Annotated in this window: 32 protein-coding genes, 1 other RNA gene, 3 pseudogenes and 1 other annotated feature; of the genes and pseudogenes, 2 read left to right on the top strand and 34 right to left on the bottom strand. The window is 35.4% G+C overall.

The window, feature by feature from the left end; all coding sequences use genetic code 11:
- Positions 1-2: 2 nt before the first annotated feature.
- Complete coding sequence (locus JCM6256_RS01190) at positions 3-989, top strand: LacI family DNA-binding transcriptional regulator (protein WP_025080022.1); 987 nt, start codon at positions 3-5, stop codon at positions 987-989.
- A gap of 48 nt (positions 990-1,037) precedes the next feature.
- Here JCM6256_RS01190 and JCM6256_RS01195 read toward each other — a convergent pair whose 3' ends face one another.
- From JCM6256_RS01195 to JCM6256_RS01210, 4 genes are all read right to left on the bottom strand, one after another.
- Entirely contained in the window at positions 1,038-2,021 is a 984-nt protein-coding gene (locus JCM6256_RS01195) for a class III bacteriocin (protein ID WP_025080023.1), read from the bottom strand.
- A 103-nt stretch (positions 2,022-2,124) separates the two neighbouring features.
- Complete coding sequence (locus JCM6256_RS01200; protein ID WP_025080024.1) at positions 2,125-2,865, bottom strand: LiaF transmembrane domain-containing protein; 741 nt, start codon at positions 2,863-2,865, stop codon at positions 2,125-2,127.
- Positions 2,862-3,320, bottom strand: a complete 459-nt coding sequence (locus JCM6256_RS01205; protein ID WP_025080025.1) for a LytTR family DNA-binding domain-containing protein — start codon at positions 3,318-3,320, stop codon at positions 2,862-2,864. Before JCM6256_RS01205 ends, JCM6256_RS01200 begins: the two co-directional genes overlap by 4 nt.
- A 142-nt stretch (positions 3,321-3,462) precedes the next feature.
- Positions 3,463-4,110: a redox-sensing transcriptional repressor Rex gene (locus tag JCM6256_RS01210; protein WP_025080026.1), complete on the bottom strand. Its 648-nt coding sequence runs from the start codon at positions 4,108-4,110 to the stop codon at positions 3,463-3,465.
- Positions 4,111-4,289: 179 nt separating this feature from the next.
- On the opposite strand from JCM6256_RS01210, the gene JCM6256_RS01215 reads away from it, so the two are divergent.
- Positions 4,290-6,221: an ABC-F family ATP-binding cassette domain-containing protein gene (locus tag JCM6256_RS01215; RefSeq protein WP_025080027.1), complete on the top strand. Its 1,932-nt coding sequence runs from the start codon at positions 4,290-4,292 to the stop codon at positions 6,219-6,221.
- Positions 6,222-6,275: 54 nt separating this feature from the next.
- Here the strand turns inward: JCM6256_RS01215 and tsaD are convergent, their stop codons facing one another.
- The 30 genes and pseudogenes from tsaD to secE all read right to left on the bottom strand — a co-directional run bounded on the left by tsaD (position 6,276) and on the right by secE (position 26,818).
- On the bottom strand, positions 6,276-7,325 hold the full coding sequence (tsaD, locus tag JCM6256_RS01220) for a tRNA (adenosine(37)-N6)-threonylcarbamoyltransferase complex transferase subunit TsaD (protein ID WP_025080028.1): 1,050 nt from the start codon (positions 7,323-7,325) through the stop codon (positions 6,276-6,278).
- Complete coding sequence (gene rimI, locus JCM6256_RS01225) at positions 7,322-7,894, bottom strand: ribosomal protein S18-alanine N-acetyltransferase (protein ID WP_025080029.1); 573 nt, start codon at positions 7,892-7,894, stop codon at positions 7,322-7,324. Before rimI ends, tsaD begins: the two co-directional genes overlap by 4 nt.
- Positions 7,878-8,618, bottom strand: a complete 741-nt coding sequence (gene tsaB, locus JCM6256_RS01230) for a tRNA (adenosine(37)-N6)-threonylcarbamoyltransferase complex dimerization subunit type 1 TsaB (RefSeq protein ID WP_025080030.1) — start codon at positions 8,616-8,618, stop codon at positions 7,878-7,880. The genes rimI and tsaB overlap by 17 nt, the downstream gene beginning before the upstream one ends.
- Positions 8,619-8,647: 29 nt before the next feature.
- Positions 8,648-9,172, bottom strand: a complete 525-nt coding sequence (locus JCM6256_RS01235; protein WP_025080031.1) for a folate family ECF transporter S component — start codon at positions 9,170-9,172, stop codon at positions 8,648-8,650.
- 62 nt (positions 9,173-9,234) lie between these two features.
- Positions 9,235-9,971 (bottom strand): annotated as a pseudogene (locus tag JCM6256_RS09375) (acyl-[acyl-carrier-protein] thioesterase).
- Between the two features lie 2 nt (positions 9,972-9,973).
- A pseudogene (rsmI, locus tag JCM6256_RS09380) lies at positions 9,974-10,827 on the bottom strand (16S rRNA (cytidine(1402)-2'-O)-methyltransferase).
- Positions 10,828-10,838: 11 nt separating this feature from the next.
- Positions 10,839-11,174 carry a DNA replication initiation control protein YabA gene (yabA, locus tag JCM6256_RS01250; protein ID WP_025080032.1) on the bottom strand — a complete coding sequence of 112 codons (336 nt, stop codon included), beginning with the start codon at positions 11,172-11,174 and terminating at the stop codon, positions 10,839-10,841.
- 10 nt (positions 11,175-11,184) lie between these two features.
- The gene (locus tag JCM6256_RS01255) at positions 11,185-12,045 is read right to left on the bottom strand and encodes a DNA polymerase III delta subunit-related protein (protein ID WP_025080033.1); all 861 of its coding nucleotides are present in this window, start codon (positions 12,043-12,045) and stop codon (positions 11,185-11,187) included.
- Positions 12,045-12,365 (bottom strand): cyclic di-AMP receptor DarA, encoded by a 321-nt coding sequence (gene darA / locus JCM6256_RS01260; protein WP_025080034.1) that lies wholly within the window; start codon positions 12,363-12,365, stop codon positions 12,045-12,047. The genes JCM6256_RS01255 and darA overlap by 1 nt, the downstream gene beginning before the upstream one ends.
- Positions 12,366-12,377: 12 nt before the next feature.
- Positions 12,378-13,016 (bottom strand): dTMP kinase, encoded by a 639-nt coding sequence (gene tmk / locus JCM6256_RS01265; RefSeq protein WP_025080035.1) that lies wholly within the window; start codon positions 13,014-13,016, stop codon positions 12,378-12,380.
- 92 nt (positions 13,017-13,108) lie between these two features.
- Complete coding sequence (locus JCM6256_RS01270; protein WP_025080036.1) at positions 13,109-13,348, bottom strand: YaaL family protein; 240 nt, start codon at positions 13,346-13,348, stop codon at positions 13,109-13,111.
- Positions 13,348-13,947, bottom strand: coding sequence for a recombination mediator RecR (gene recR / locus JCM6256_RS01275; protein ID WP_025080037.1), 600 nt, complete (start codon positions 13,945-13,947; stop codon positions 13,348-13,350). Before recR ends, JCM6256_RS01270 begins: the two co-directional genes overlap by 1 nt.
- On the bottom strand, positions 13,948-14,277 hold the full coding sequence (locus tag JCM6256_RS01280) for a YbaB/EbfC family nucleoid-associated protein (protein WP_025080038.1): 330 nt from the start codon (positions 14,275-14,277) through the stop codon (positions 13,948-13,950).
- A 19-nt stretch (positions 14,278-14,296) separates the two neighbouring features.
- Entirely contained in the window at positions 14,297-16,132 is a 1,836-nt protein-coding gene (gene dnaX, locus JCM6256_RS01285; protein ID WP_025080039.1) for a DNA polymerase III subunit gamma/tau, read from the bottom strand.
- 53 nt (positions 16,133-16,185) lie between these two features.
- An RNA gene (gene ffs, locus JCM6256_RS10460) (signal recognition particle sRNA small type) lies at positions 16,186-16,285 on the bottom strand.
- A gap of 32 nt (positions 16,286-16,317) precedes the next feature.
- Positions 16,318-16,830, bottom strand: coding sequence for a tRNA adenosine(34) deaminase TadA (gene tadA / locus JCM6256_RS01290; protein ID WP_025080040.1), 513 nt, complete (start codon positions 16,828-16,830; stop codon positions 16,318-16,320).
- Between the two features lie 21 nt (positions 16,831-16,851).
- The gene (locus JCM6256_RS01295; RefSeq protein WP_025080041.1) at positions 16,852-17,472 is read right to left on the bottom strand and encodes a class I SAM-dependent methyltransferase; all 621 of its coding nucleotides are present in this window, start codon (positions 17,470-17,472) and stop codon (positions 16,852-16,854) included.
- The gene (locus JCM6256_RS01300) at positions 17,462-18,316 is read right to left on the bottom strand and encodes an ion transporter (RefSeq protein WP_025080042.1); all 855 of its coding nucleotides are present in this window, start codon (positions 18,314-18,316) and stop codon (positions 17,462-17,464) included. Before JCM6256_RS01300 ends, JCM6256_RS01295 begins: the two co-directional genes overlap by 11 nt.
- Before the next feature lie 82 nt (positions 18,317-18,398).
- Positions 18,399-18,761, bottom strand: a complete 363-nt coding sequence (gene rplL / locus JCM6256_RS01305; protein ID WP_025080043.1) for a 50S ribosomal protein L7/L12 — start codon at positions 18,759-18,761, stop codon at positions 18,399-18,401.
- A 60-nt stretch (positions 18,762-18,821) separates the two neighbouring features.
- Positions 18,822-19,331: a 50S ribosomal protein L10 gene (gene rplJ / locus JCM6256_RS01310; RefSeq protein ID WP_025080044.1), complete on the bottom strand. Its 510-nt coding sequence runs from the start codon at positions 19,329-19,331 to the stop codon at positions 18,822-18,824.
- Positions 19,332-19,373: 42 nt separating this feature from the next.
- Positions 19,374-19,495, bottom strand: a sequence feature (ribosomal protein L10 leader region).
- Between the two features lie 37 nt (positions 19,496-19,532).
- Positions 19,533-20,210 carry a phosphate signaling complex protein PhoU gene (gene phoU / locus JCM6256_RS01315; RefSeq protein WP_025080045.1) on the bottom strand — a complete coding sequence of 226 codons (678 nt, stop codon included), beginning with the start codon at positions 20,208-20,210 and terminating at the stop codon, positions 19,533-19,535.
- A gap of 16 nt (positions 20,211-20,226) precedes the next feature.
- Positions 20,227-20,982, bottom strand: a complete 756-nt coding sequence (pstB, locus tag JCM6256_RS01320) for a phosphate ABC transporter ATP-binding protein PstB (RefSeq protein WP_025080046.1) — start codon at positions 20,980-20,982, stop codon at positions 20,227-20,229.
- 10 nt (positions 20,983-20,992) lie between these two features.
- Entirely contained in the window at positions 20,993-21,790 is a 798-nt protein-coding gene (pstB, locus tag JCM6256_RS01325; RefSeq protein WP_025080047.1) for a phosphate ABC transporter ATP-binding protein PstB, read from the bottom strand.
- Between the two features lie 9 nt (positions 21,791-21,799).
- Positions 21,800-22,687 (bottom strand): phosphate ABC transporter permease PstA, encoded by an 888-nt coding sequence (gene pstA / locus JCM6256_RS01330; RefSeq protein ID WP_025080048.1) that lies wholly within the window; start codon positions 22,685-22,687, stop codon positions 21,800-21,802.
- Positions 22,687-23,685 (bottom strand): phosphate ABC transporter permease subunit PstC, encoded by a 999-nt coding sequence (gene pstC, locus JCM6256_RS01335; protein ID WP_025080049.1) that lies wholly within the window; start codon positions 23,683-23,685, stop codon positions 22,687-22,689. The genes pstA and pstC overlap by 1 nt, the downstream gene beginning before the upstream one ends.
- A 4-nt stretch (positions 23,686-23,689) precedes the next feature.
- Positions 23,690-24,553, bottom strand: coding sequence for a phosphate ABC transporter substrate-binding protein (locus JCM6256_RS01340; RefSeq protein WP_025080050.1), 864 nt, complete (start codon positions 24,551-24,553; stop codon positions 23,690-23,692).
- A 107-nt stretch (positions 24,554-24,660) separates the two neighbouring features.
- A pseudogene (gene rplA, locus JCM6256_RS01345) lies at positions 24,661-25,352 on the bottom strand (50S ribosomal protein L1).
- A 78-nt stretch (positions 25,353-25,430) separates the two neighbouring features.
- Entirely contained in the window at positions 25,431-25,856 is a 426-nt protein-coding gene (gene rplK, locus JCM6256_RS01350) for a 50S ribosomal protein L11 (RefSeq protein WP_025080052.1), read from the bottom strand.
- Between the two features lie 132 nt (positions 25,857-25,988).
- Positions 25,989-26,540 carry a transcription termination/antitermination protein NusG gene (gene nusG / locus JCM6256_RS01355; protein ID WP_025080053.1) on the bottom strand — a complete coding sequence of 184 codons (552 nt, stop codon included), beginning with the start codon at positions 26,538-26,540 and terminating at the stop codon, positions 25,989-25,991.
- A 107-nt stretch (positions 26,541-26,647) separates the two neighbouring features.
- Positions 26,648-26,818 carry a preprotein translocase subunit SecE gene (gene secE / locus JCM6256_RS01360; RefSeq protein ID WP_025080054.1) on the bottom strand — a complete coding sequence of 57 codons (171 nt, stop codon included), beginning with the start codon at positions 26,816-26,818 and terminating at the stop codon, positions 26,648-26,650.
- Positions 26,819-26,825: the final 7 nt, after the last annotated feature.

The raw sequence follows: 26,825 nt of genomic DNA on the forward strand, positions 1-26,825 counted from the left end.
GTATGGCTGTTAAATTAACTGACGTTGCTAAAAAAGCTGGCGTTTCTGTAACTACCGTTTCGCGCGTAATTAATAATCACGGTTACCTTAGTGAAACTACCAAGCAAAAAGTTTTTGCGGCAATGAAAGAATTAAACTATCAACCAAATTCATTAGCTCGTTCTCTTCAAGGGAAAAAGATGAAGTTGATTGGCGTAATTTTTCCTAGTATTACCAATCCCCTATTTGCAGAATTAATTGAAGATATCGAAGCTTGCCTTTTTAAACAAGGCTACAAAATTATTATTTGCAATGCTGGAAAAGATAAGGAAAAAGAGCGCGAATATATCCGCATGCTTTTAGCCAATCAGGTTGATGGGATTATCGCTGGTGCTCATAACTTAGGAATTCAAGAATACAAACAATTAGGTCTTCCAATTGTTTCTTTCGATCGCAGATTGTCTGATAATATTCCTATTGTAAGTTGCGATAATTACCAAGGGATTCAATTAGCTGTCCATGATTTAATTCAAGCCGGCTGCAAAAATATTTACTTTTTAGGAAATAAAAAGAAAAAAGGCAATCCAACTGATGAACGCTTAAAGGCATATGTTGATACTATCAAGTCTTTAAACTCTGAACCTCATATTTGTTCTGTTGCTTTCACTGATTCACCACTTCTTAAAAATATGACTATTCATAAAATGCTTGAAGAAGATCATCCTGATGGTGTTGTTTGTACCGATGATTTAACTGCAATTTTAGTTATGCAAGAAGCCAAGAAATTAGGGATTGATATTCCCAATGATTTAAAAGTTATTGGCTTTGACGGGACTAAAGAAATTCAAACTTATCATTCTGAGCTTTCTACAATTGCTCAGCCAATCTCTGAAATGGCAGAATTATTGGTTAACTTGCTTTTAACAAGAATTGATAATCCTAATAAGCCATTGAAGCAAATGCACTATACTTTCCCAGTAAAATTAATCAAAAATTTAACAACCGCATGAAACACAAAAGCTAGTTCACTGTATGAACTAGCTTTTTTCATCTTCAAATTAATCGCCAAAGCCTTCTACTTTGTAAACACGATTCTTTAATGTAGTTAAATCACTCTTAGAATGGTAAGCAACTGTTAAGTAAATTTGGTTAGGATTAATAACTTGAACACTTTCGAATTCAGTTACATAGCCTAATGAATCAACTGTATGATCGTGATCCAAATTTGCAACTTCCCACTTGTCAGGATCAGTGCATCCCCATGGGATTTTGACAATCTGACGTGGATGGCCTTCTTTAGCAAGACCTAAGAAATTAGTAGTAGGTCCTAACTGACAAGAAACATAAACATTGTTGTTTTTATCAATGTCATAACCCTGAATTGAAGGAATAGTTTGATTAAAGTTAGGAATATTAAATGCACCTAAACAATGCAAATTTTGAATATTTACATCTGAAGCATCGGCTTCTGCCGCATCAAGTGCTTCGTTAACTTCATTTAAATCATAAAGAGCAAAGTGACCAATATGATTTACATCAATACTTGCAATTAGCAAACGTTGATATGCAGGTGAAACAGCAGCTTCTAAACGTTCCAAGTCCTTGCCTGGGTAAGCGACACTGCCGTCGCCGTAACCATAACCTGCACGATTTAAGTAAGATAAACGTGGCATTTCAGTGTTGCTGTCGTATTGCAAAGTTCCGCTTTCTGGTAACTTAATTCTGGCAATTTGCGTATCCCAAAGAATGCTGCCATGCTTTTTAGGCTTAGTGCCGATAAACCAACGATCTTTTTCACCTGAATAAGTCCAAGTTTGCGTGTGACCGCCGGCCATGCCAGTTAAATAAACAATAGGATCATTTTCATCAAAAACAGCATGCTTGCTGCTGCCATCTGTTCTATAAACAACAGTATCTGTTTGCTTATGCAAAAGCTGCAAAGCATAAACATATTTAGAACCTACATCAGAAGCTTGAACAACAACATGATGTAAATTTTCTAATTCATACATCAAACTTAATTTAACTTTTTTATCGATCATACAGTTTGGCTCTTTCTATATCTAAAAATAATTATGTCTTTATTTTAATCCTATTTCTTCCAGAATGAAAAAGTAAAGTTGTGCTAATACAACTTTACTTTCCTTAAACATATTTAACATCAACATCACTCATGCTGGCACGGCCTTGAATAATCAAAGTTGGGCCACCACCATTTGAAGTTCCTTCAATTTCTAAGCTACCAAAAGTTGGGCCTAAATTACTTTCAACTTGCCAAGACAGAGGCACATAAACATTTAGATCCGTCATTGTGACATCTAAATTCATTACTACGGTATCACCAGCAGCTTGTGCATCATCTAAATAAATATTGATATCGCCCATTTTTCCTCTTACATCAATAGTTTCAAGTTCTTTAGAATGAATATAACGAGAGGTATCTGACATAGTTTGATCAATAACAACATGCGCACCATTTTCGTTGCTTACTGTATCAGTAAAGATATGATCCGAAATACTTTCTCTTTTGTTCCTAAAGTCTTTAATTTTCTTATTTGCATACACAACCGTATGAAATCGATTGCGAAATATAATCCCCAATCCAATTGAAATAAGAACAGCCGCAAGTAAAATTGTCCACGGAACCAACTTAGTAATATGAAGCGGTTGAGCAAAAATCATTAATAAAAATGCAACGGAGAATACACTTTCCGTAATCCGACGATTAATAAGCCCATCAATTAAACTTAAAGCAAAAATAATCGTTCCTATAATTGCCCAAAAGCCAAGTTTATAAGTTAAAATTCCCATTTGATTGACAACTACTAATGCAGCCGCAGCTAAAAAGAAAATCCCCCAAAAGGATCGCCAAAATCTGTTTTTCATGATAATTGCCTTCTTTCATCTAAACGATTGCGTAAATCGCGATAATAATGTCTTGAAACGTAAACTGTCTTATAAGAATCTTGAAATTGAATTTGACAATTTGAAATTGATCTTGTGATAGCATGAATTTGATCCAAATTAAGAATTGTGGACTTAGCCACACGCATAAAATTGCTGCCCAAAATATCTTCTAATTCATACAGTTTATATTTCACTTGATAAGCATTTTTGGCAGTATGAGCCATTACCACCTTGCTATCGGTTTCAAAAAAGAGGATTTCACTTAAATTCAAATAGTAAGAAACATTATCTTTAAATCCTTCAATTTGACTTAAATTTTTCTCACCATCCTGAAGCATTTTATATAGCTTTTCGATTTCAGCATCCATCTTAGCTGCAGAAATTGTGACTTCTGTTTCCTTGCAATCAGGATTTATTTCCAATTTAACTTTCAAGTTTCCTCCCCCTTTCATCAGCTTAATAAGTATTAAAACAGGTTCTTTTCACAAAAACTAGCTAATTTAACTAAGTGGTAATTTTTTCATTCTAAGAGGTAAAAAAAGACCACTTTCTTACAAGCAGTCTTTTCCAAATTAATTAAAATTCATTATCTTTTGCTTTATCTGAATTCAAAAAGTAAATTAAAGTTTGAAGTTCAGTTGCCAAGTCAACGTTTTGAACACGAACACTAGCTGGAGCTGACAACCTAATAGGTGTAAAGTTCATAATCCCTTTAATTCCCGCTTCAACCATTTCATCAGTAGTATGTTGCGCCGCACTTGATGGAACAGTCAAAATTGCAATAGAAATTTGTTGATCACTTAATTGCTTTTTAAGATCATCCATATCATATACAGGAACTCCGCTAAGGATTCGACCTGTAATTTCCTTATTAATATCAAATGCACAAGAAATTCTAATATTGTTGCTACGTTTAAAGTTGTAATTAAGGAGTGCTCGCCCTAAATTACCTACACCAACTAAAGCAACATTGGTTAAAGTATCTTGATTAAGGATTTTCTTGAAAAACATAAGCAGATTTTTAACATCATATCCATACCCACGTTTTCCCAATGCACCAAAATATGAAAAATCTCTTCTAATTGAAGCACTATCAACCTGAACTGCTTCTGAAAGTTCAGTAGAAGAAACCTTAGATTTTCCTTCTTCGCTTAAAATAAGCAAATAGCGATAGTATAAAGGCAATCTCTTTGCGGTTGCCTTAGGGATTTTAATCTTATCCATAAATAAGCCTCCAAATATTGGATGTTTGTGAATCTTAAACAAGCATTTATATCATACCTATTTTATTAGGATATTTGCAAGGATATTTTTCACAATACTAATTATTTCTATAATTAGCCTAAATAAGAATATCCAAAGACTACAGGCAATATGTTAAAATATTTGCAGGTGAAAAAATTATGATTATTGCACAAGGGCACGATCTTGAACAACAATTTGGTGCCAATACTCTATTTAAAAATGTTAACTTTTCAATTGATTCCAATGCACGCATTGGTTTAGTTGGTCCTAACGGTGTCGGCAAAACCACTTTGCTTAAAATAATGACAGGTGAACAAGAGCCCACTCATGGTGAATTTACCGTTAATAAAGGAATCGAAGTCGGATATATTGCACAGGAAAATGCTTTAGATGAAGATAAAACGATTTGGGATGAAATGGAATCTGTTTTTGCACCTTTAATCAATAAAGGCAAAAAATTACAGCATATGCAAGAAAAAATTGCTGATCATCCTAAAGATGAAGCTCTTCTCAAACAATATGACCAGATGCAGTTCGATTTTGAACAACAAGGTGGATATACTTATCAATCTGATATCAAGAGTATCTTAAATGGATTTAAATTTCCTGAAGATACTTGGCAAAAACAGATTGGTAGCTTATCCGGTGGTGAAAAGACTCGGCTTGCTTTTGTTAAATTACTTTTGAGAAAGCCACCTCTTTTGCTTTTAGACGAACCTACCAACTATTTGGATATGGATACTTTAGACTGGCTTGAAAGTTTTTTGAAAAACTATTCAGGTGCAATCTTAGTTGTATCTCACGACCAATATTTCTTAGATCATCTGGCTACACAAATCTTCGAATTGCAATTTGGTAAACTTACTGCTTTCAAAGGCAACTATTCTCAATACCAAATGCAACGCGAAGAACGTGATAAACAGCAAGAAGCTGCTTATGAAAAGCAACAAGAAGAAATTAAAAAAGATGAAGAATTTATCCATAAGAACTTGGTTCGCGCAACGACCACTAAACGTGCTCAAAGTAGACGTAAAAAATTAGAAAAAATTGAGCGTATCAAGCCGCCAAAGCATAAGAATAAGGTTCGCATTCACTTTAAGAGTGAACGTCCATCTGGTAAAGAAGTTTTAATCTTAAGCGATTTAACTATTGGCTATCCTGAAAAGACTATGGTTAAAGATATTTCTTTCCAAGTTAACAAAGGCGACCGTGTTGCCATCATTGGTCCAAACGGAATTGGTAAGTCAACGCTTCTTAAAACTATTATGAAGCAGCTCCAACCTAAAGATGGCTCAATCAAGTATGGTGCATCCCTTGATATCGGTTATTACGATCAAGAATTGCAAAGACTTGATCCAAGTAAAACCGTTCTTGATACCATCTGGGATCGTCATAAAACTATGCCCGAACGTGATGTTCGTTCAATTCTAGCAAGTTTTCTTTTTACTGCTAAAGATATTGATAAAACGGTTGGGCAATTATCAGGTGGTCAAAAGGCTCGTTTGACTTTGACTGTTCTTTCACTCGAACACGACAATTTCTTATTAATGGACGAACCTACTAACCACTTAGATATTGAAGCTAAAGAAGTTCTTGAAGGAGCTTTAAAAGATTACGATGGTACTTTGCTTTTCGTATCTCACGACCGTTACTTCATCAACGAATTAGCTAACAAGATTGTTTCAGTCCGCGATGGTCACGCCAAGATTTATGAAGGAAACTATTCATATTATCTTGATGAAAAAGCTAAACAAGAAGCTGGCCTCACGCCTAGCCAACCGGGAGACACTGTTCAAGAAACTGAACCAGTTAAACAAGTTAGCGAACAAAAGCTTTCTTACCAGGAGCAAAAGCAACGCGATTCTCAAAAGAGAAAATTGCAAAGAGCAGTCGATAACACGGAAAAACAAATTGAAGAATTGGAAAGCCAACAAGAAGAAATTCAAAATGAAATGGCTAATCCAGATATCGCTACTAACTTTGATAAGCTAGGACCTCTTCAAGAAAAACTTTCTGCGGTTCAAGAAAAACTTGATCAAGCAAATGACGCTTGGGAAAAGGCACTTACTGAACTAGACGAATTTGAATAAAAATAAAAAGAGCAGATTTCAAATAGAAACCTGCTCTTTTTGTTATATAAATTACTAATTAAGCATATTATCTGCATATGGTAATTCAAGTGATGGATCCGCATTTAAAGTCAAATCTGCGAACTTACCAGCATTATATAAATTATATGCAGCAGCACCGATCATTGCAGCATTATCACCACAAAGTTTAATATCCGGCAAAATTACCTTTGGTTGGATATTCTTAGGCAACTTTTCAATTTCTGCGCTCATACGATCACGCAAACCATGGTTAGCAGCAACGCCCCCACCCATGATAAATGTCTTAGGTTGATATTGCTTCAAAGCTCTAACAGTTTTATGAGCCAAAACATCAATAACAGCCGCTTGGAAACTGGCAGCTAAATCATATTTATTCAATTCTTCATGAATTTGATCAGCATGGTGACAAGTATTAATAAAGGCACTCTTAAGACCTGAGAATGAGAAGTCGTAATCATCATCTTCCATCATTGCTCTTGGGAAATTAAAAGTATCTTTTCCTTGATGAGCCCAAGAATCAATAGTTTTACCAGCAGGATAATTTACACCAAGAACACGGCCGATTTTATCATATGCTTCACCTGCCGCATCATCACGTGTATCCCCAATAATTTCGAAATGAATTGGGTCTTTCATCAAAACAATTTCAGTATGTCCACCTGAAACTTGCAAAGCCAAAGCTGGATATTCAATCTTATCTTTTAATTGGGCAGCCATAATATGACCCATAATATGATCAACGCCAATTAAAGGAATACCTGTAGCCATTGAAGCTGCCTTAGCAGCGCTAACTCCGATCAAAAGAGCGCCAACAAGTCCTGGACCATAAGTTACGGCAATCGCATCAATATCATCCCAAGTAGCATTCGCTTCATTCAACGCTTCTTTGGTAATTTGGCTAATAACTTCAATATGGTGACGACTAGCTACTTCTGGAACAACTCCACCAAAACGTTGGTGACTCTTAATTTGAGTAGCAACAACTAAACTTTCAATATCTGTTCCGTTTTTAATTACGGCAGTTGAAGTTTCATCACATGAACTTTCATAAGCTAAAATTCGAACGTCTTTTTTCTCACTCACAGCGTAAACTTCTTTCCTTTATTTTGATTCTTCCTTAACCAAAGAATCATATTAATTGCATCAGTATGAGTATCTTGATAATAATTTTTTCTGATAAAAATTTCTTCAAATCCTAAAGAACGATAAAGTTTCTTGGCAATCTCATTGTCTATTCTAACTTCTAAACTTACACATTCATTATCATTTTCACGTGCTCGATCAATCATTAATTCCATTAATCTTTTTCCAATATGCTGTCCTTGAAATTGCGGAGCAACAGCAATATTAGTGATATGAGTTTCGCGGGAATAAAAACGCGCACCGATAAAAGCGACTAACGTGGAAGCTTGGTAGACAACCAAATACAAGGAATTTTTTCTTTTTTTAAGCTCAGATTCAAATGAAAAACTACTCCATGGAGTTTGTCCTGAATAAACCTGTTTTTCTAAAATGAGCAAACCTGGAATATCATTATCCGTTGCTTGCATAACTTGCAAAACTTTACCATTTACCGTCATGATAAACGGTGAAAAATTTATATTTATTCTATTTTCAACAGGATGAAAAAAATCATTAAACTTCTTCAACATAATTACTATCTGGTTCAAATGGCTTGCCAGTCTTCTTATGCCAATCAACTTCGGCTTGAGTTCTGCGCAAGTAACGTGGCAACAATTTATCTGGATCAACTGGCTCAGCACTCACAGCTAACTTGCCAATCAAACCGGAATGAAGAACGTTTTGATCATCTGTTCCATAGCTATAATCAAAATCAGCTTCTTTAATCAAGTCATCTTGCTTTTCAAGGCCACTACCAACAAAAATAACTTTCTTAATGTCATTTTCAGCCAAATAATCTTTCACTGCATTAAGTAAAACGTCAATATGATAGTGACCGTCCGGAATAACATTTTCTGGCATATTATTTTTATTTACATAGCCACCAGCAAAGTAATTATCATTACGAGCATCAAGACCAGCTACGATCAAAGTATTTTCATCTTTTACTGATTCAGCTAAAGCCTGTAAAGTAGAAATACCCACGACTTCTTTATTTAAAATGCTGGCAAACATTTTTACTGTAGTAATTCCAATTCTTAATCCCGTATAAGAACCAGGTCCAATTGCTACTGCAAAACGATCGATATCTTTTAATTTCAAATTATTAGCCTTTAAAATTTCATCAATCATTGGATCAAGATGTTCACTATGATTGCGCTCATCTTGTTCATTTTTTTCAACTATAATTTCTTCATCGTTATTCAAAGCTACGCTTAAATGATTAGTAGCGGTTGAAACACTTAAGATTTTCATATTAGATTACTATTCCTTTATATTTAAAATCACTTTTTTATTTTAACACGAGAAAGGGCTTGTAAGACAAAGTAGATTACAACCATTTGAATCCAAGGAACAATTGCTTCTTTGGGAATACGCTGAATCAAAGCTACTTTTAAATCTACGCCATATAAAAGACTGACCCATAGCGTATTCATGGCTATATTAACGATAATAGTAACTAAAATTGTGGATACAATAATCCGCCAAATTTCCACGGGCTTTTTATAGAAAAATAAGCCATAAATAAGTGGCGCTGCCATTGCCGTTAAAGTAAAGCCAATAAAGAAGCCACCTTGATTGCCAAAAATTGCTGAAGAAATCAAATCACTAATTCCGCCACCAACAGCTCCCCAAATAGGTCCGAATAAATAGCCAAGCATAACGCTCCCAATAAATCCCAATCCTACTTTAACCATTGCAGGTCCAAACGAAAATTGACTTAAAATTATTTTGATAGCAACGATTATTCCAAGCAAAACTAATTTACGCAATTCTTCACCGCGTATTTGTTTAGATTTTGAATTCATTCTATCCCCCCTCAATAAAAAAAGCACGACCCGATGTCATGCTTTTATTAAATCATACTTTGCTATATCTTTCGCCATTTTAGTTTGCAAACAGTCTTTTCATTGCCTTCTTCATCTTCAATTGCATGATAAGAAACAATTTCATTATTATCGTTTGTTAAAGTTAAACATGAATAAGGCATTTCTCCATACTGTACTTCACGGTCAAACTTAATATCAATGTTTTCCACCATATGATTCTTTAAAAAGTCTCTTCCCAACATATCAATAAACCAATTAAAGTAGTGACTATTGGTTAAATGGTGGTTAGTATCAAGATCATCATAGCGAACACGATACTGGCGTTTTTTATCATATGTTTTTTGTGCACGCAAACGAGGAAAACGAGGCATTTTTGCTAAAAGTGGAACATTAAATTGCTTCATTAACTCTGGATCAGAAGGAACCATTTTACGTTTTTTCAAATCAAACAATACCCATTGACTAGTAACTTTAACGAGTTGATTGCCTTTTTCATCTTCGATGCCGAAATCACGATATTCAAAGAATTTATTATAGCCACTAGCTTCTGTAGTCAAAGTAACTTTTTCAAGCGTCTTAGGCAATCTTTTAATATCAAAATGATACTGCGTAACAACCCAACCTTGCCTTGAGCCATTAAATCATCAGTGCCTGCCCCGCCTTTATCCAATTGGTGTTCAGAAACCTGCATTAATAAATCAACCATGGATGGCAATTTTAAATGTTGATTTTCATCGCATTCACTAAATTCTATTTGATGTTCTTCTCTATATTGCATAACTATCCTTGATGATATTCGTCATAAAGTTCATTTTTAGAAACGTTGTGTTCCTTAGCGACTTTCTTAATAGCATCTTTTTTGCTTTCACCTTGATCAACCAAATCATTTACCAAGGCAATTAATTCTTTCCAAGAAAGTTGCTTAGCTTCTTCAGTATTAGGCGAAATTAAAATTACGAATTCGCCACGAGGAGCATTCTCAGCAAAATAATCGCTAACTTCACTCACAGTCCCACGAACAAATTCTTCATGAATTTTTGTTAATTCACGCGCAGCTACCATTTGACGATCTGCCGGTAATACTGAAGCCAATGTCTTTAAAGTTTTTGCTAAACGATGAGGTGCTTCATAAAAAATTGATGTCCCACGAAAATCGCTCATTTGCTTAAAGTAAGGCTTTTGTTCTGAAGATTTTCTTGCAAAAAGCCATAGTAAGTAAACGGTTGTGCATCAAAACCTGATGCAATTAGCGCTGTCGCAAAAGCAGAAGGGCCAGGAAGTGGAACAACTGGAATATTATTTTTTATACATTCTTGAACCAAAATATAGCCAGGATCAGAAATAACAGGCATCCCTGCATCACTAATTTCGGCAATTGTTGCTCCATCTTGCATCAACTTGATTAATTCTGGAGCCCTTTCCTTAGAATTATACTTATGAAAAGAAATCATACGATTATGTACGCCAATTTTTTCGAGTAAAATCCCACTCGTTCTAGTATCTTCTGCCGCAATATAATCAGCATTTGTTAACACCTTTTTGGCTCTTATAGTAATATCTTCTAAGTTTCCAATTGGCGTTGGCACCAAATAAAGCTTACCTGAATCATCTTTATAACTACTTTGACGTTGCATACTTTTCGTCCTTATCGTTTCTTCTTTTCACCAAAATTATCTAAAATATCCAAACAAAACATACAATCTGAGCTAGGATCACGGTGTGAACCGTAATACATATTGCAGATATGATATCCTGAGCTATAAATTTGGCGCAAAGATTCCAAACCACTTTGAATTTTGGCAACTGGTTCGCCACGTTTGGCCGTCAATTTATCAAGTTTTTCACGCAAAAGCTGATTTTCAACCTTCAACTCAGTATTTTCTTTTAAAGTTTCGAGCATATCATTTTCCAAACTCTCAACTGTCTTAGTCATTTTTTCCATTGAATTATGAAGCTGTTGCAACTTGGAATATGGATCCATTAATCAACACCTACCGTTTCCACTGTAAAGCAAGATAATCTAATAAATTTCGAAAGTTAACATTGCTAAAACGCATCTTATCTATTTCTATCAAACATTCTAGCATATGCATCCCTGCTAACCGTCTATTTTCGTCTTTTAACTCTTTTTGTGCAAACAATTTTAAACTAAGCAAAATATAATTTTGCAACGTACTTATTTTTGCATTATCGGATAACTTATGTGCACTAACAAAAGAAAGGCTATTCTTTTCAAGGAGTTCTTGATAAAAATACTTGATTTCTTGATCAATTTTCTTTGTATCTTTTAACTCTTCAATTTCTTCACTTGAAAAGCCATTTTCGATCAAGATCGCTTCTCTGCCATCCTTTTTTTCACCACTATCGAATTTGAGAATCTGAGTTCTAGATCGAATAGTAGGCAAAATTTGATCGGCATTATTAGTAATTAAAATCGAGACAACTGGCGCAATTGGTTCTTCAAGAAGATTAAGCAAAGCATTAGCAGCTGGCATTGTTAGTTTTTGTGCCTCATTAATCATAAAGAATCTTCTACTGCTTTCAACTGGACTTTTTGCTAACTCTTCCTTTAAGGGACGAATTTGATCAATTCCTACAGTCTGTTTTCCTTCGGTTTTTACCAACAAAACATCAGGATGATTGCCAGACAAAATTTGCCGGCAATTAGCACACGTACCATCCGGCTTATCCTTACCTGTACAATTGAACAAACATGCTAACCAATAAGCTGTATTTAAAGCACGCTTTTCATCATTATCCACAAATAGATAACTATGAGCTAATTGCTTTTTTTCATAAGCTCTTTTTAAAAAATCAGCCTGCTTACGGCTGATATCTGTAATATTTATCATTAGAATCGTTTAAACTCATCTACAGAAACAACAAAACAAGTTGCCCCACCAATAGTTACCTTAACTGGTTGATTCATTTCAAGGCCGGTTGAAAGAGGATTAGGTTGAATAAAGCCTTCACGTGCTTCAGACTTTTCTTTAATAATATCAAGTACATCTTGAACTTTTTCATCTTCAATCCCAATTAAAAAAGTAGTATTTCCTTCGCTTAAAAAGCCCCCGGTTGTTGACAACTTAGTTGCTCGTACATTATTTTCAATAAAAGCACGTTGCAATCTATTAGAATCATCTTTTTGAACAATGGCAATAACTAATTTCATTTAATCACCCTTTTAAAAAAGCTCTGGCAAACGTTTTTGAATTGTTGAAATCGTTGTTTCAACCACTTCTTCAAATGGTTTGCTTGCATCAATTATAGCAATGCGATCAGAATATAATTTATTTACTTCCTGATATCCTTCATATACTTTTTCATGAAAGGCCAACTTTTCTTGTTCTAGACGGTCTTCATGACCAGGACGTAACTTTTCAATTCTAGCTAAGCCAATTTTAGGATCTAAATCAAAGAATAAAGTCAAATCTGGTTCAAGTCCACCAGTTGCAAAGTCATTAATTTCTTTAACTTCTTTAATTCCTAAATTGCGTCCTGCTCCTTGATAAGCTAAAGAACTATCCACAAAACGATCAGAAATAACTATTTTTCCTTCATTTAAAGCTGGCTTAATAATTTCTTCGACATGTTGACTTCTAGCAGCAGCATAAAGCAATGCTTCAGTACGATCAGACATTTTGACGTTTTCTGGATCTAAAATTATCTTTCTGATCTTTTCTGCAATTTTTGATCCGCCCGGTTCACGAGTCACAAGATATTGTGCTTTGAGCTTAGGACCTATTTGCTTTAAAACTTCTGCTAAAACTGTACTTTTACCTGCCCCATCAGGACCTTCAAAACTAATAAAAAAACCTCTCATAGAATCCTCCATATCTTTATTCTACAGAAGTTTACCATACTTTAACAGTCCTAAAATTTTCAAAAATAAAAAGCCCGCCTCAGCGAGCTTTTTTATTGCGTAATTGCGTTAGTGATACCACTAAATCTTGTATGACGATAACGAGCTTCATTATATAAAAAACTATATTTTGCTTGTAAAATTTTGCTAGCAACAACGTTATCATCTGACATATCCAATGTAGTTTGATCTAGATCTTGTTGAAGAGCAATTTGATTCTGCAATTTTTCAACCAAGGCAATCAGCTTTTGATCGCCCTCTTCTTTGATCTTATCTCTCTTTTTTCTTGCCATTATAAAGACGTTCTCCCTTGCACTGCACGCTTCAAGGTAATTGAATTTGCATATTCAATATCGCTTCCGACAGCAAGTCCCGCAGCCAAACGCGTAACTTTAATTCCTGCTGGCTTAATCAATTTGCTAATATACATCGCCGTTGATTCACCCTCAGGGGTTGAATTTAAAGCTAAAATTACTTCTTTGACTTGATCTTGCTTTTGCAAACGAGTAATTAAAGACTTAATGTTGATTTCTTCAGGTCCTACGCCATCCATTGGAGATAAAACACCGTGAAGAACATGATAAAGTCCATCATACTCTCCCATTTCTTCAAAGGCCATGACATCTTTTGGCTGTTCAACAACCATAATCGTTGCTTGATCACGATTAGGATTAGAACAAATATCACACGGATCCTTTTCAGTGATGTTACCACAAATTGAACATTGGTGAAGATTCTTTTTCACATCATTCAAAGATTTGGCAAAATCCTGCACATCCTGTTCAGGCATATCCAAAGTATAAAAAGCCAATCTAGTTGCAGTTTTTTCACCAATTCCTGGCAACCTCATGTAAGATTCAATAAGTCGTGCAATAGGTAATGGATATTGCAATTACATCAAGCCTTTCGTGTATTTGCCTAAACTTGCTTGGGTAGCTTCATCAATTGAAGAAATTCCCTTGTTAACAGCATCAATAATTAAATCTTGAAGCATGTCTGGATCATCTGGATCGATTGCTTCTTTGTTAATCTTCAAATCTTTAAGCTTACGGTCACCGGTAAAGGTAGCTACAACTAAGTCATCTGCTGATTTTCCGGTGAATTCTTGAGCAGTAATATTTTCTTGTTCTTCTTGCATTTGTTGTTGAAGCTTCTTAGCTTGCTTCATCATTTGTTGCATATTCATACCGCCCATACCGCCAAAATTAGGTCTTCTACTCATTTTAAATCTCCTTTAAAAACTAATCTTTAATATTTACTGTATCACCAAATAAAGCCTTTGCTTTATTAATTACTTCAGGATCATCTTTTGGTTCTTCTGATTCTGTTTTTTCTTCTTGAATTGCTTCAATCTTTTGCTTCTTTTTAGCTAAAAGTTCCGCTTTATGACTTTGAACAAATTCATTTCTAACAGCCATCCAGTCATTATCAGGTACCAAAACAATATCATAAGAATGTTTAGTAAATTTTTCAATATAACCTGTTAGTTTCGCCAACAAATCACTATCTGAACTTGCTTTTTCAAACCATAATGTATATTTGCATTTCATTACAACTTGATCAGGACTTGCCGCAACAGGTTCAAGCACATCGAGAAGTGCTTTTTCAGAAACTTCTAAAACAGACTTCAAATCTGGCCAAACATCTTTAATAGCTACTAAATCCTGCTTAGTTGCATTTTCCAGTACATGATAAACCTGCTTACGATTTTGTTCAGTTGTTTTCTTAACTTTTTTAACTGTTTTCCTTGGTTCAGGCTGAATAATCTTAGTTTGCTTACGAGCGGGTGCCTTCTTTTCTTCATTATCCATATGAAAAATCATATTAGGTTGTGAAGAATGACTTACAGGTCGACTAGATAAACTAGAAACTTGTCTTGTTAAATCAATAACTTGTTTTTTCAGAGCAGCGACTTCGGCTTGCAAATCAGTGTTTGCACTTGCAGATACTGGTTGAACTTCCGGAGCTTTTACAGTTTTTGAAATTTCATTCGAATTATTAACTTTTTGACTAGCTGCCACCAAAAATACTTCCAATGGAATTTGTTGTTGATTAGTGTAACGCAAATCATTCAAAGCATTATTAGCTAATTTTATTAAATTAAAATAGCGTTCACTTGGAACTTCTTTGATTTTTTCCGCAAAATCTTTAGTTAAAAAGCTACTGCTGTTTTCACGATCATTTGCTTTATTAACCATTAAGGCATTAGTTGCTAAATCAATTAATTCATCCAAAATGTTTTTAGAACTAGCACCATCGGCTAAAGCAGACTGAGTTTGTATTAAAGCATTTCCTGCATCTTCGTTCAATAAGGATAATAAAATTGTTTCAATTTTTTCTCGTGCCGCAAAGCCAGTAATTTGCAAAGCATCATCATAATTAATGTTGCCTTTTTCATAACTCAGCAATTGATCAAGAATACTTAAAGCATCACGCATCCCGCCATCGGCAACTTGCGCAATAACCGCTAAAGCCTTATCTTCATAAGCAATCTTTTCTTGATCAAGAATGTACTCCATTCTCTTTTCAAGATCAGACTTAGATATGCGTTTAAAATTATATCTTTGCGTTCTTGAAATAATAGTTGCTGGAACTTTTTGTAGTTCAGTTGTGGCCAGAATAAATACAACATGCTCAGGTGGCTCTTCCAAAGTTTTAAGTAAAGCATTAAAAGCTCCTATCGAAAGCATATGAACTTCGTCGATAATATAAACTTTGTACTTTCCTTGCGTAGGAGCGTATTTTACCTTATCACGAATATCACGAATTTCATCAACGCCATTATTTGAAGCTGCATCGATTTCCATGATATCAGGCATTGAACCAGCATCAGCTGCAAGACAATTCTCACATTCATTGCATGGTTCGCCATCTTGCAAATTAGTACAATTTAATGCCTTAGCAAAAATTTTGGCACAAGAAGTCTTACCTGTCCCACGCGGACCAGCAAACAAAAAAGCATGTGAAATAGTACCACGTTTTATAGCATTTTTAAGAGTGTCGGTAATGGCTTCCTGTCCGACAACACTATCAAAAGTGCGAGGTCGCCATTTACGATATAGCGCTTGATAAGCCATGAATTCTCTTTCCCTAGTAAAAAACTCTTAACTCTTTGAAAGAGTTAAGAGTTTGTAATTGTCTAATAAAAGGCACATGCCTGAACAACCTTAGTGCTGCTACCTTCCGGTCCTGACACAATTCAGAAGCCAAACATTGCCCAACAAATATAATAACGTATTTTGAAAAATATTTCTACTATTAGCTAATTTTCTTCTAAATTATTTTTAGCAGCTTTTTTAGCTTCTTTCTGCTTTTTGCGAATTGCCCTAAAAAAGTTAGTCAACATCTGGCCACATTCTTCTTGATTCAATCCAGCTATTACGTTAGGATGATGATTAAATTTTTCTACAGCAAATAAATCAACTACGCTTCCTGCAGCCCCCGCTTTAGGATCCATAGCACCAAAAAAGATATTTTTTATACGCGAATTAATGATAGCTCCTGCGCACATTGGGCAAGGTTCTAATGTTACAAATAAGCTGCAATCAATTAAGCGCCAAAAACCAATATTTTTGCAAGCTTCACGAATCGCAATCATTTCCGCATGCTGGGTAGCATCTTGATCTAGTTCACGGCGATTATATCCTTTTCCTACAACTTCACCATTAGGATCAACTACAATTGCGCCAATCGGCACTTCATCTTGTGCCTCAGCTTTTTTAGCCTCTTCTACGGCCAATTGCATATATTTTTCTTTATCTTCGTCTGTGAACATATATTAGCTACCTCAATGTTTTTAATTTTTTACGGCCTTTAAAATGTAATAGCCTTTATCCCTATCCAAAATTTCACAATTGCCATAAGTTTCTTTAAGCAACTTACGTGCACTTGGCTCACCTTGTTTTTTCTGAATAACTACTAATAAAACACCATTATTTACAAGATAATCTTTCGCATCTGCTAAAATCGCAGAAACAACTTTTTTGCCCGCTCTAATTGGGGGATTGGTCAAAATCATGCCAAACTTTTTAGTTTTATCAACTTGCGAATAAACATCTGATGAGTAAATATTCACGTTGCCAACATGATTAAGCTCCGCATTTCTTTTTGCTAAAGCTAATCCACGTTCATTGACATCGACCATATCAACAGTTTGATTAGGCCAAAATTTTGCAGCAAATAATCCAATTGGGCCATAACCTGTCCCAACATCAAGAATATTATTTTCAGGAAATTTCACGTTTTCCATCGCTTTAATTAAGACACCAGAACCATAATCAACACGCATTTTTGAGAAAACTCCAGCATCGGTATTAAACTTTAAATCAACGCCGCCAACATGATAATCTACAACATGTTCATCATGTGCGGCATCAGGATTTTCTGCAAAATACATTTGATTTTTATTATTTGCCATTTTCATCCTCGCTCTTCTTTTTTGAAATCCAACCTTTTAAACGGCGCCATTCCGTAGAATTTTGTTCTTTACGCAACTCTTCAATTTGAGCCTGCATTTTTTTATTGGCATCAGCTAAATCTTGATTTTGCTTTTCAAGATTATCAAGCTTTTTTAAAATAAGCTGCATATTACTTTGGTTTTGACTAGTATTAATAGCCGAATTTTTCTTCATAAAATAAGTCGTAAGTGAACTTGTAACCATACCCATGATTCCTACACCAATTAAAATCATTACTAAGATTACAAATTTTCCCATTAAAGTTTTTGGTGAGATGGTATAGGTAGAAATATCACCATAACCCACAGTACTTGCAGTTGTAATAGCCCACCAAAACGCTCGATCTAAAGAAACGTGTTCAGTAATTGAAATCGCAACAGATCCTAACATTAAAAAGGCAATACTAAAGTAAATCATATAAAGAATGCCATTAGTATGCAAAATTTTACGTAATTTACCAACCAATCCAGCTAATCGAATCAGCCGTAGCAATCGGAAATATAAAACAATATTCCCCATCTGTGCCATTTCCATCCAGTTAAAAGCAATACCTACTGGAATAATGGCTAATAAATCATAAATATTATTTTTTACAAACAGGCGCTTATCATCTGACTTATAAAGTCTTACAAAATAATCGATTGCAAAAATAATCAAAATAATGTTATTTACCCAAAACCAACGTGAGTAACGCCCATTAATATCAATTACTGCAGCAAAATCCATGACAATCAAAACAATTGCGATAATTGCTAGAATTGCCATTGTCCATTTATAAATATTTTTCTTAAGTGTTGTATCCATATCTATATTTTACGAAAAAAAAGAGGACCCTGCCAAGTGGCAAAATCCTCTTTTTATAAATAGTCGCCCAGTTGGGCAGTAACTATTTAAGGGTTACAGTAGCACCAACTTCTTCAAGCTTAGCCTTGATGTCGTTAGCTTCGTCTTCTGAAACGCCTTCCTTAACGTTCTTAGGAGCACCATCAACAAGGTCCTTTGAGTCCTTAAGGCCAAGACCAGTAATGTCACGAACAACCTTAATAACCTTAACCTTTTCTTGACCTGCTTCAGTCAATTCAACGTCGAATTCTGACTTAGCTTCTGCAGCACCTGCAGCACCTGCAGCTGCAACTGGAGCAGCAGCAGTAACGTCAAATTCTTCTTCAATAGCCTTTACAAGGTCGTTCAATTCAAGGATGGTAGCACCCTTCAAATCTTCAATAATCTTTTCAGTATCTAAAGCCATTTATATATCCTCCGAAAATTTAGAATTTAGATAATAGCTATGATAATTTCTTATCAACAATTATTCAGCTGATTCGTCCTTTGATTCAGCAACAGCTTTAACAGCATATGCGAAGTCGCGTACTGGAGCTTGCAATACAGATACAAGCATTGACAACAAACCTTCGCGACCTGGGATAGCAGCAAGTTCCTTGATTTCTTCTTTTGAAGTCAACTTACCTTCAAGCATACCACCCTTGATTTCGATAACGTCAAAGTCATCTTCGTACTTAGAAACAATACGAGCAGGTTCAGTAACGTCGTCAGCGTTATCAGTGTAGACAACAGCAGTTGGGCCAACAAAAGTATCGTCAAGACCTTCAATACCAGCCTTAGCAGCAGCGCGTCTTAAGTAGGTGTTCTTGATAACCTTCATCTTAACATCGTTATCACGAAGTTCCTTACGCATGTTAGTAACTTCTTCAACAGTCAAACCTAAGTAGTTAATTACCAAGATAGCCTTTGCACTCTTAAGTTCTTCAGCAAATGCATCAACGAGCTTTTCTTTTTCAGCAATAGCAGCTTTACTCAATCGATTTCACCTCCATAATTACTCTGATAAATTCTATAAGGCCTTTTTATATAAAAACTCCATGCCGAAAGACATGGAGCGTAAAAATCTTCATTATCTTCTGGCCTCGGCGGGATATTAAGGCGTCATGCCACCCGAGTCTTAGGTAGAATTTACAATTACATAGTATAGCAGGACATATGATTTAGCGCAAGGAAAAAATTAAATAGTTTTTCCTTCAGTTGGATTCGACAACTCTTCAAGCTCACCTGTAGTTTTGTAAACAACCCACATTGCCAAATTAACGATGTGATCGCCAATTCTTTCTAATAATCTAGTAACTACAAAGTAGCTTGATGAAGCTACGGCTACGCTTGGATCATTTTCAATTCCATCAATAATCAACTTTCGAGCCTTAACATAATCTTCATCAATTTCAGTATCATGCGCTGCAACAGATTTAGCCATTTTACCGTCATCTTGAACATAAGCAGTCAAAACTTGAATCAACATGTGGCGTACATTATGAGTCATGCGAGAAATAATTTCTTCTACTTCTGGAATTCGAGGATTTCCCTTTACACGAATTGTTTCCAAAGCAATACTAATTGCATTTTCACCAATTCTTTCCAAATCAGTTGTTGCCTTCAAAATACTGATTACCACTCTAAAATCAGTCGCAACTGGCTGTTGTAAAGCCATTAATTTCAAGGCTTTCTTTTGAATGTCTAAAGATTCATGTGGAATCTTTTCTTCATCATCAACCATAGCTTGTGCTCTTTTTTTATCATGATCAACAAAAGCTCTTGTAGCATGATCAATTTCATCATTTACAAAAACACCCATTTCCATAAATTGGGTATTCAATTTTTTCAATTCATCTAAAAATATTTCGTGCATCTTTTACCTCAATACTCTAACCAAAACGACCGTTAAGGTAATCACTTGTAATTTGTTTTTCAGGTGCAATAAACATCTGCTCTGTTGGACCAGCTTCAATCAAATTGCCATTCATTAAAAATGCTGTTTGATCAGAAATTCGCCCTGCCTGTTGCAAGTTGTGCGTAACCATAATGAAAGTATATTTGTGTTTTAATTCCATTAAAGTTTCTTCAATTTCTGAACTTGAAATTGGATCCAATGCACTTGTTGGTTCATCAAGCAAAACAACTTTTGGTCTAACCGCTAAGGCTCTTGCAATACAAATTCGTTGTTGTTGTCCGCCTGAAAAAGCCTGAGCGTTTCTATTTAAATTATCCTTAGTTTCCTTCCAAATTGCAGCTTGCTTTAAGCTTTCCTCGACTCTTTGGTCAATTAATTCTTTATCTTTAACACCGGCTAAACGCAAACCATAAGCAATATTGTTATACACAGAAAAAGGAAAGGGTGTTGGCTGCTGGAAAACCATACCAACTTCTTTTCTTAATTCAACCAAATCAGTTTTTGGACTATAAATATCTTTTCCATCGAATAAAATTTCACCAGTAATACGAATATTTTCAATATCATCATTCATTCGATTTAAGCAACGCAAAAAAGTTGACTTACCACAACCTGAAGGACCAATTAATGCCGTTAATTCTTTTTCATGAAAGTTCAGACTAATTCCATGCAAAGCTTCAAAATTGCCATAGTTTAACTTAACGTTCTTTGCAGTTATAACTTCTTTCATTTCTTTTCCTTTAACCAAAACTACCTTGAATATAATCTTCCGTAATCTTGCCCTTAGGATTAGTAAAGATTTCGGCTGTTGTATTATATTCAATTACATGTCCAAGATGGAAAAATGCAGTATAATCACTGATTCTAGATGCTTGCTGCATATTATGCGTAACCATAATCATGGTATATTTGCTGCGAAGCTGTTTTAAAGTATCTTCAAGCTTAGACGTTGAAACAGGATCAAGGGCACTAGCGGGTTCATCCAAAAGTAAAATTTCTGGTTTAACTGCTAAGGCACGTGCTATACAAAGTCTTTGCTGCTGACCACCTGAAAGAGCCAAAGCACTTTTATCAAGTTTGTCCTTAACTTCATCCCACAAAGCAGCCGCACGTAAACTTTCTTCAACAATTTGATCTAATTCATTTTTATCATTCATGCCATTAGCTTTTAAAGCATAAACAATATTTTCACGAATTGATTTTGGAAAAGGATTGGGACGTTGAAAGACCATACCAATATTTTTACGCAATTCATAAACATTAATATTTGACTTATTAACGTCTAATCCATGAAAAATAATTTCGCCATTAATCGTTGCTACTCGGTCATTCATTCTATTTAAAGATCGTAAAAAGGTTGATTTACCAGAACCTGAAGCACCAATTAATGCTGTAATCGTATTTTTCTTGAATTGCAAACTCGCATCAAATAGCTTTTGAACTGTACCGCCATATAAAACACTTAAATCTTTAGTCGACAAAGCTATCTCATCTGAATCAAACGTCTTGATATAGCTTGGTTTGTTAATTACTTCCATTTTTCACCTTTATTTTGCTGCCGTTAATTTTTGATAAAGCTTATTGCCTAAATAGCGAGCACCTAAGTTAAACAAGATAACCACAATAACCAACAAGGCTGAAGTTGCCGCAGAAACAATGGTAGCATCTGAAATAATTCCTTCTGTGTTCACTTTCCAAATATGAACGGCCAAAGTTTCAGCAGGACGCATAACATTCAAAAAACTCGTTGGACTGAATGGATTCCAGTTTGAATAATCTACAGTTGAGCCACTTTGCCCTGCGGTATAAATCAAGGCTGCAGCTTCCCCAAAAATTCTTCCAGCACTCAAAATAAGTCCTGTTAAAATTCCTGGTAATGCCGCTGGTAACACAATTCCGCGAATGGTTTTCCAATTAGAAAGACCTAAAGCAAGACCAGCTTCACGTTGAGCCTGGGGAACGCCCTGAATTGCTTGTTCAATATTACTGGTAAGAATTGGCAAGTTAAAGAATGTCAAAGCTAAAGCACCAGAAATAATTGAAAAACCAAAACCGAATTGAACAACAAATAATAAATAGCCAAATAAACCTACAACAATTGAAGGAAGCGAGCTTAAAATTTCAATTGTCGTTCTAATCAAACTAGTAATCCAATTATCTTTAGCATATTCAGAAAGATAAATCGCTGCTCCCAAAGCAATTGGCAAAGAGATAATTGTTGTTAAAACAAGCAAATAAAGCGAATTAAACAATTGATCTCGAACACCGCCCCCTGCTTTATATGATGAAGCTTCAGAGGTTAAGAAATGCCACGATAAATGAGGGACACCAGTAATTAAAATATTGCCTAAAATACCAGCTAAAATTAAAACAACGATTGCAACCAAAATATGAATAATAATCGTTGCTAATTTATCTCTGCTTTTCGCATTCATTACTTTTGTCCCTTCTTTCCTACTAATCTAACTAAGAAGTTAAATACCAATGACATAATCAAAAGCAAAAGCGCTAATGACCATAATGCATTATTTGGTAAAGTTCCCATAACCGTATTACCCATTTGGCTAGTTAATTGACTAGTTAAGGTTGCCGATGGACTTACCAAGTTGTAAGGCATAAGAACTGCGTTACCAATAACCATTTGAACAGCTAAGGCTTCACCAAAGGCACGTGCCATACCAAAAATAATCGCAGTTAAAATTCTTGGTGTTGCTACACGTAAAACAACTTTATAAATAGTTTGCCAATGCGTTGCTCCTAAAGCTGCAGAAGCTTGTCTAAAATGTTTAGGAACCGCCTTTAATGCATCAACAGTTAGTGAAGTAATTGTTGGTAAAACCATAACAAATAAAACTAAAGTTGCCGCTAAAATACCAAAGCCAGTTCCGCCAAAAATATTTCTGATAACTGGAACAATAACAGTTAAGCCTAAGAAACCATAAACTACGGATGGAATTCCTACTAATAACTCCATTACGGATTGCAAAAATTGCGCATCTTTTTTAGAAGTATATTCCGTCATAAAGAGCGCTACGGCAATTGCAAATGGGGTGGCCACCAAGGCAGCTAATAAAGTAACAGAGAAAGAAGTTACAATCATAGCAGCTGCCCCAACATGATTTTTACCATCACCTGGATCCCAATCTGTAGAAGTTAAAAAGTGGAAGATATTGACATGATCATTGAAAAAGGTAGCTAAACCATGTGCACCTACAAAGCCAATAATTGAAACAACTAAAACGATAATCAATCCAATGGCAAAATAAGTTAAACCTTTACCCCAATATTCTTGACGTGTTTCTTTAGATGGCTTAGTTAATTTATCAACATCAACATCATTAGGTCCCATCTTCTTCAGCTTAACATGAGGGACTTTCTGTTCGGCAATTGCTTGATCAACTACCTGTTTTAAATCTTCTGTATTTTTACTCATTCATTTACCCAATCTTTGTAACTTTATTGTTACTATCACGCATTACCTTCATATCGTTAATGCTTAAGTAACCAATTTCAGGAATCAAATCTTTCTGTACTTTCTTTCCCAACATATAGTTAATAAAGGCTGCAACCTTTTTAGTCGGTTTACCTTTGGTATACATATGTTCATAAGACCATAATTTCCACTTATTAGTTGTAATATTTTTATTAGTTGGTTTAACATGGTCAATATCTAATTTTTGAATATGCTTGTCATTAGCATATGGGAATGAAATATAGCTAATTGTACCTGGGGTTGAATTAACAATTTTCTTAACTGCTCCGTTAGAATCTTGTTCTTGAGAACGAATTGGTTTTTGTCCCTTTAAAACAATATCTTCAAATGAAGTTCTCGTACCACTACCTTTTGAACGATTAATAACGGTAATTGGTTCGTCTTTTCCACCAACCTGTTTCCAATTAGTAATTTTTCCTGTAAAAATCTTCTTTAATTGTTCAGTAGATAAGTTTTTAATACCAACATTTTTATTAACAATCGGTACAATACCAACTACTGCAATTAAGTGATTTTTCAACTTTTTAGCATTAATTCCTTTTTGTGTTTCTGCAAAGACATCGGAAGTCCCAATTTCTACCGCTCCGGCTTGAACCTGACTTAGTCCCGTACCAGATCCTCCACCTTGCACAACAATATTGCTTGATGGATGAGCTAAACGATAATCATTTCCTGCTTGTTCAGCAAGAAGTTGCATGGCACTAGAACCGACAACAGTAATTTTAGAATTGTTGTTTTTGCAGCCTGTTAAAAAAAATACGGCTAAAAATAAAATACCAACAATCTTTACTCCAAGATGTTTATGCATGAAATACTCCTTTTATCGTGCGTGAAATCAACTAATGATACCATATAAAAAAAGCGTCCCGCAATAGTGCGAAACGCTTTATAATCATTATTTATATTTTATAACGATTAGTTCAAGTTCAATGGATCAAGCTTGATACCAGGGCCAAAGGTTGCAGCAACTGCAACACTCTTGATGTATTGACCCTTAGCTGATGCAGGACGAGCACGTAAAATTACGTCACGTAATGCGTCAAAGTTTTCAACTAATTGATCTTCAGTGAATGATACCTTACCGATAGCAGCGTGGATAGATGCTTGACGGTCTACACGGTATTCAACTTGACCAGCCTTAACGTTCTTAACAGCCTTTTCGATGTCCATGGTTACAGTACCAGTCTTAGGGTTTGGCATTAAGCCTTAGGTCCAAGGATACGACCCAAACGACCTACCTTAGCCATCATCATAGGGGTTGCAACAACAACGTCAAAGTCCAAGTAACCGTTTTGAACTTTTTCTACTAATTCGTCAGAACCAACTTCGTCGGCACCTGCAGCCTTAGCTTGTTCAGCTTGTGGGCCTTCAGCAAATACGATAACCTTTTGAGTCTTACCAGTACCGTTAGGCAAAACAAGTGAACCACGAATTTGTTGGTCAGCTTGCTTAGGGTCAACACTCAAGTTGTAAGAAACTTCAACAGATGCGTCAAAGTTTGCGTATGAGGTTTCCTTAACAAGCTTCATAGCTTCTTCAATTGAGTAAAACTTGTTTGAATCTACTTTCTTAGCAGCTTCTAAATATTTCTTACCATGCTTTGGCATGTGATTTCCTCCTTGTATATGTGGTCAATCGAGCTTTCTCTGAGCTCTCCCACCTAATATGTTACCTAAATAACAGGATTAGTCTTCGACTTCGATACCCATACTTCTAGCGGTACCTTCAACCATGCGCATAGCAGCTTCAATATCAGCAGCGTTAAGGTCTTTCATCTTAGTCTCGGCAATTTCCTTGACTTGGTCCTTAGTTACCTTACCAACCTTCTTGGTATTAGGTTCACCAGAAGCCTTTTGGATCTTAGCAGCTTGCTTAAGCAAAATAGCTGCTGGTGGAGTCTTAGTAATGAATTCGAATGAACGATCTTCATATACTGTAATAACTACAGGGATAATCATGCCCTTTTGGTCAGCAGTTCTAGCATTGAAGTCCTTAGTGAAACCTACAATGTTAATACCAGCTTGACCCAAAGCAGGACCAACTGGAGGTGCAGGTGTTGCAGCACCAGCTGGGATTTGTAACTTAACTACGTTAATAACTTTCTTTGCCACGGTCAAAACCTCCTTGATTCCGTGATGCGGTTAAAATGGAGAATTTACCTACTTCTCCTCCCACAATAATAAACGTACTTTACGTATGTTACCATCGTTTAACCGCAAATACAATACTAAATGATGAATTAATTATTCGTCCAACTTCTTAACTTGATCGTATTCAAGTTCAGCAGTTGTGGCACGACCAAACATATCAACAGAAACATAAACTTTGTATTTATCGGGTTGAATATCAGTGATCTTACCTACCATACCATTAAAGGCACCTTCAGTAATAGTAACTTGTTCACCAATTTCGAAGTCAATAGTTGGTTCCTTAGCAGGTGCGCCTTGCTTGTTGAGAAGACGTTTAATTTCTTCATCAAGAAGTGGTGAAGGCTTAGAACCACCACCATGTGAACCTACAAATCCAGTTACGTTAGGAGTGTTTCTTACAACAAACCAACTTTCGTCAGTCATTACCATTTCCACTAAAACGTAACCTGGAAATACTTTTTCTTCAACTTCTTGTTTCTTACCGCGAACAGTTTCAACTTTTTCTTCTTCAGGTACCATTACACGGAAAATGTAATCTTGCATCCCCATGCTTTGAGCACGTGATAACAAATCTGACTTAACTTTGTCTTCGTAACCAGAATAAGTATGCAAAACATACCATTTCTTTTCAGCTGTTTCGACCATTTCTTTTCTCCTTAATTTTCGGCAAACAAAAAAACCTCCACATAGAGGCCCTTTTCTTTTTCAATATTATACCACGTAGCAATATTATTTACTATGTTTAAGTTGCATTACATAATAGCTTGGGTCAAGGCACTGAATGCCCAATCTAAAGCACCCAAGTATGCAGCAAACAAGATTGAAGTTACAATAACAGTCACAGTATCGTGGCGATTTTGTTTATAAGTTGGCCAAGTGACTAACTTCATTTCGTGTCCAACGCTCTTAAAGAACTTGATCATCTACTTC

The sequence above is a fragment of the Lactobacillus hamsteri DSM 5661 = JCM 6256 genome, assembly GCF_000615445.1.
In the GTDB taxonomy this organism is placed as follows: domain Bacteria; phylum Bacillota; class Bacilli; order Lactobacillales; family Lactobacillaceae; genus Lactobacillus; species Lactobacillus hamsteri.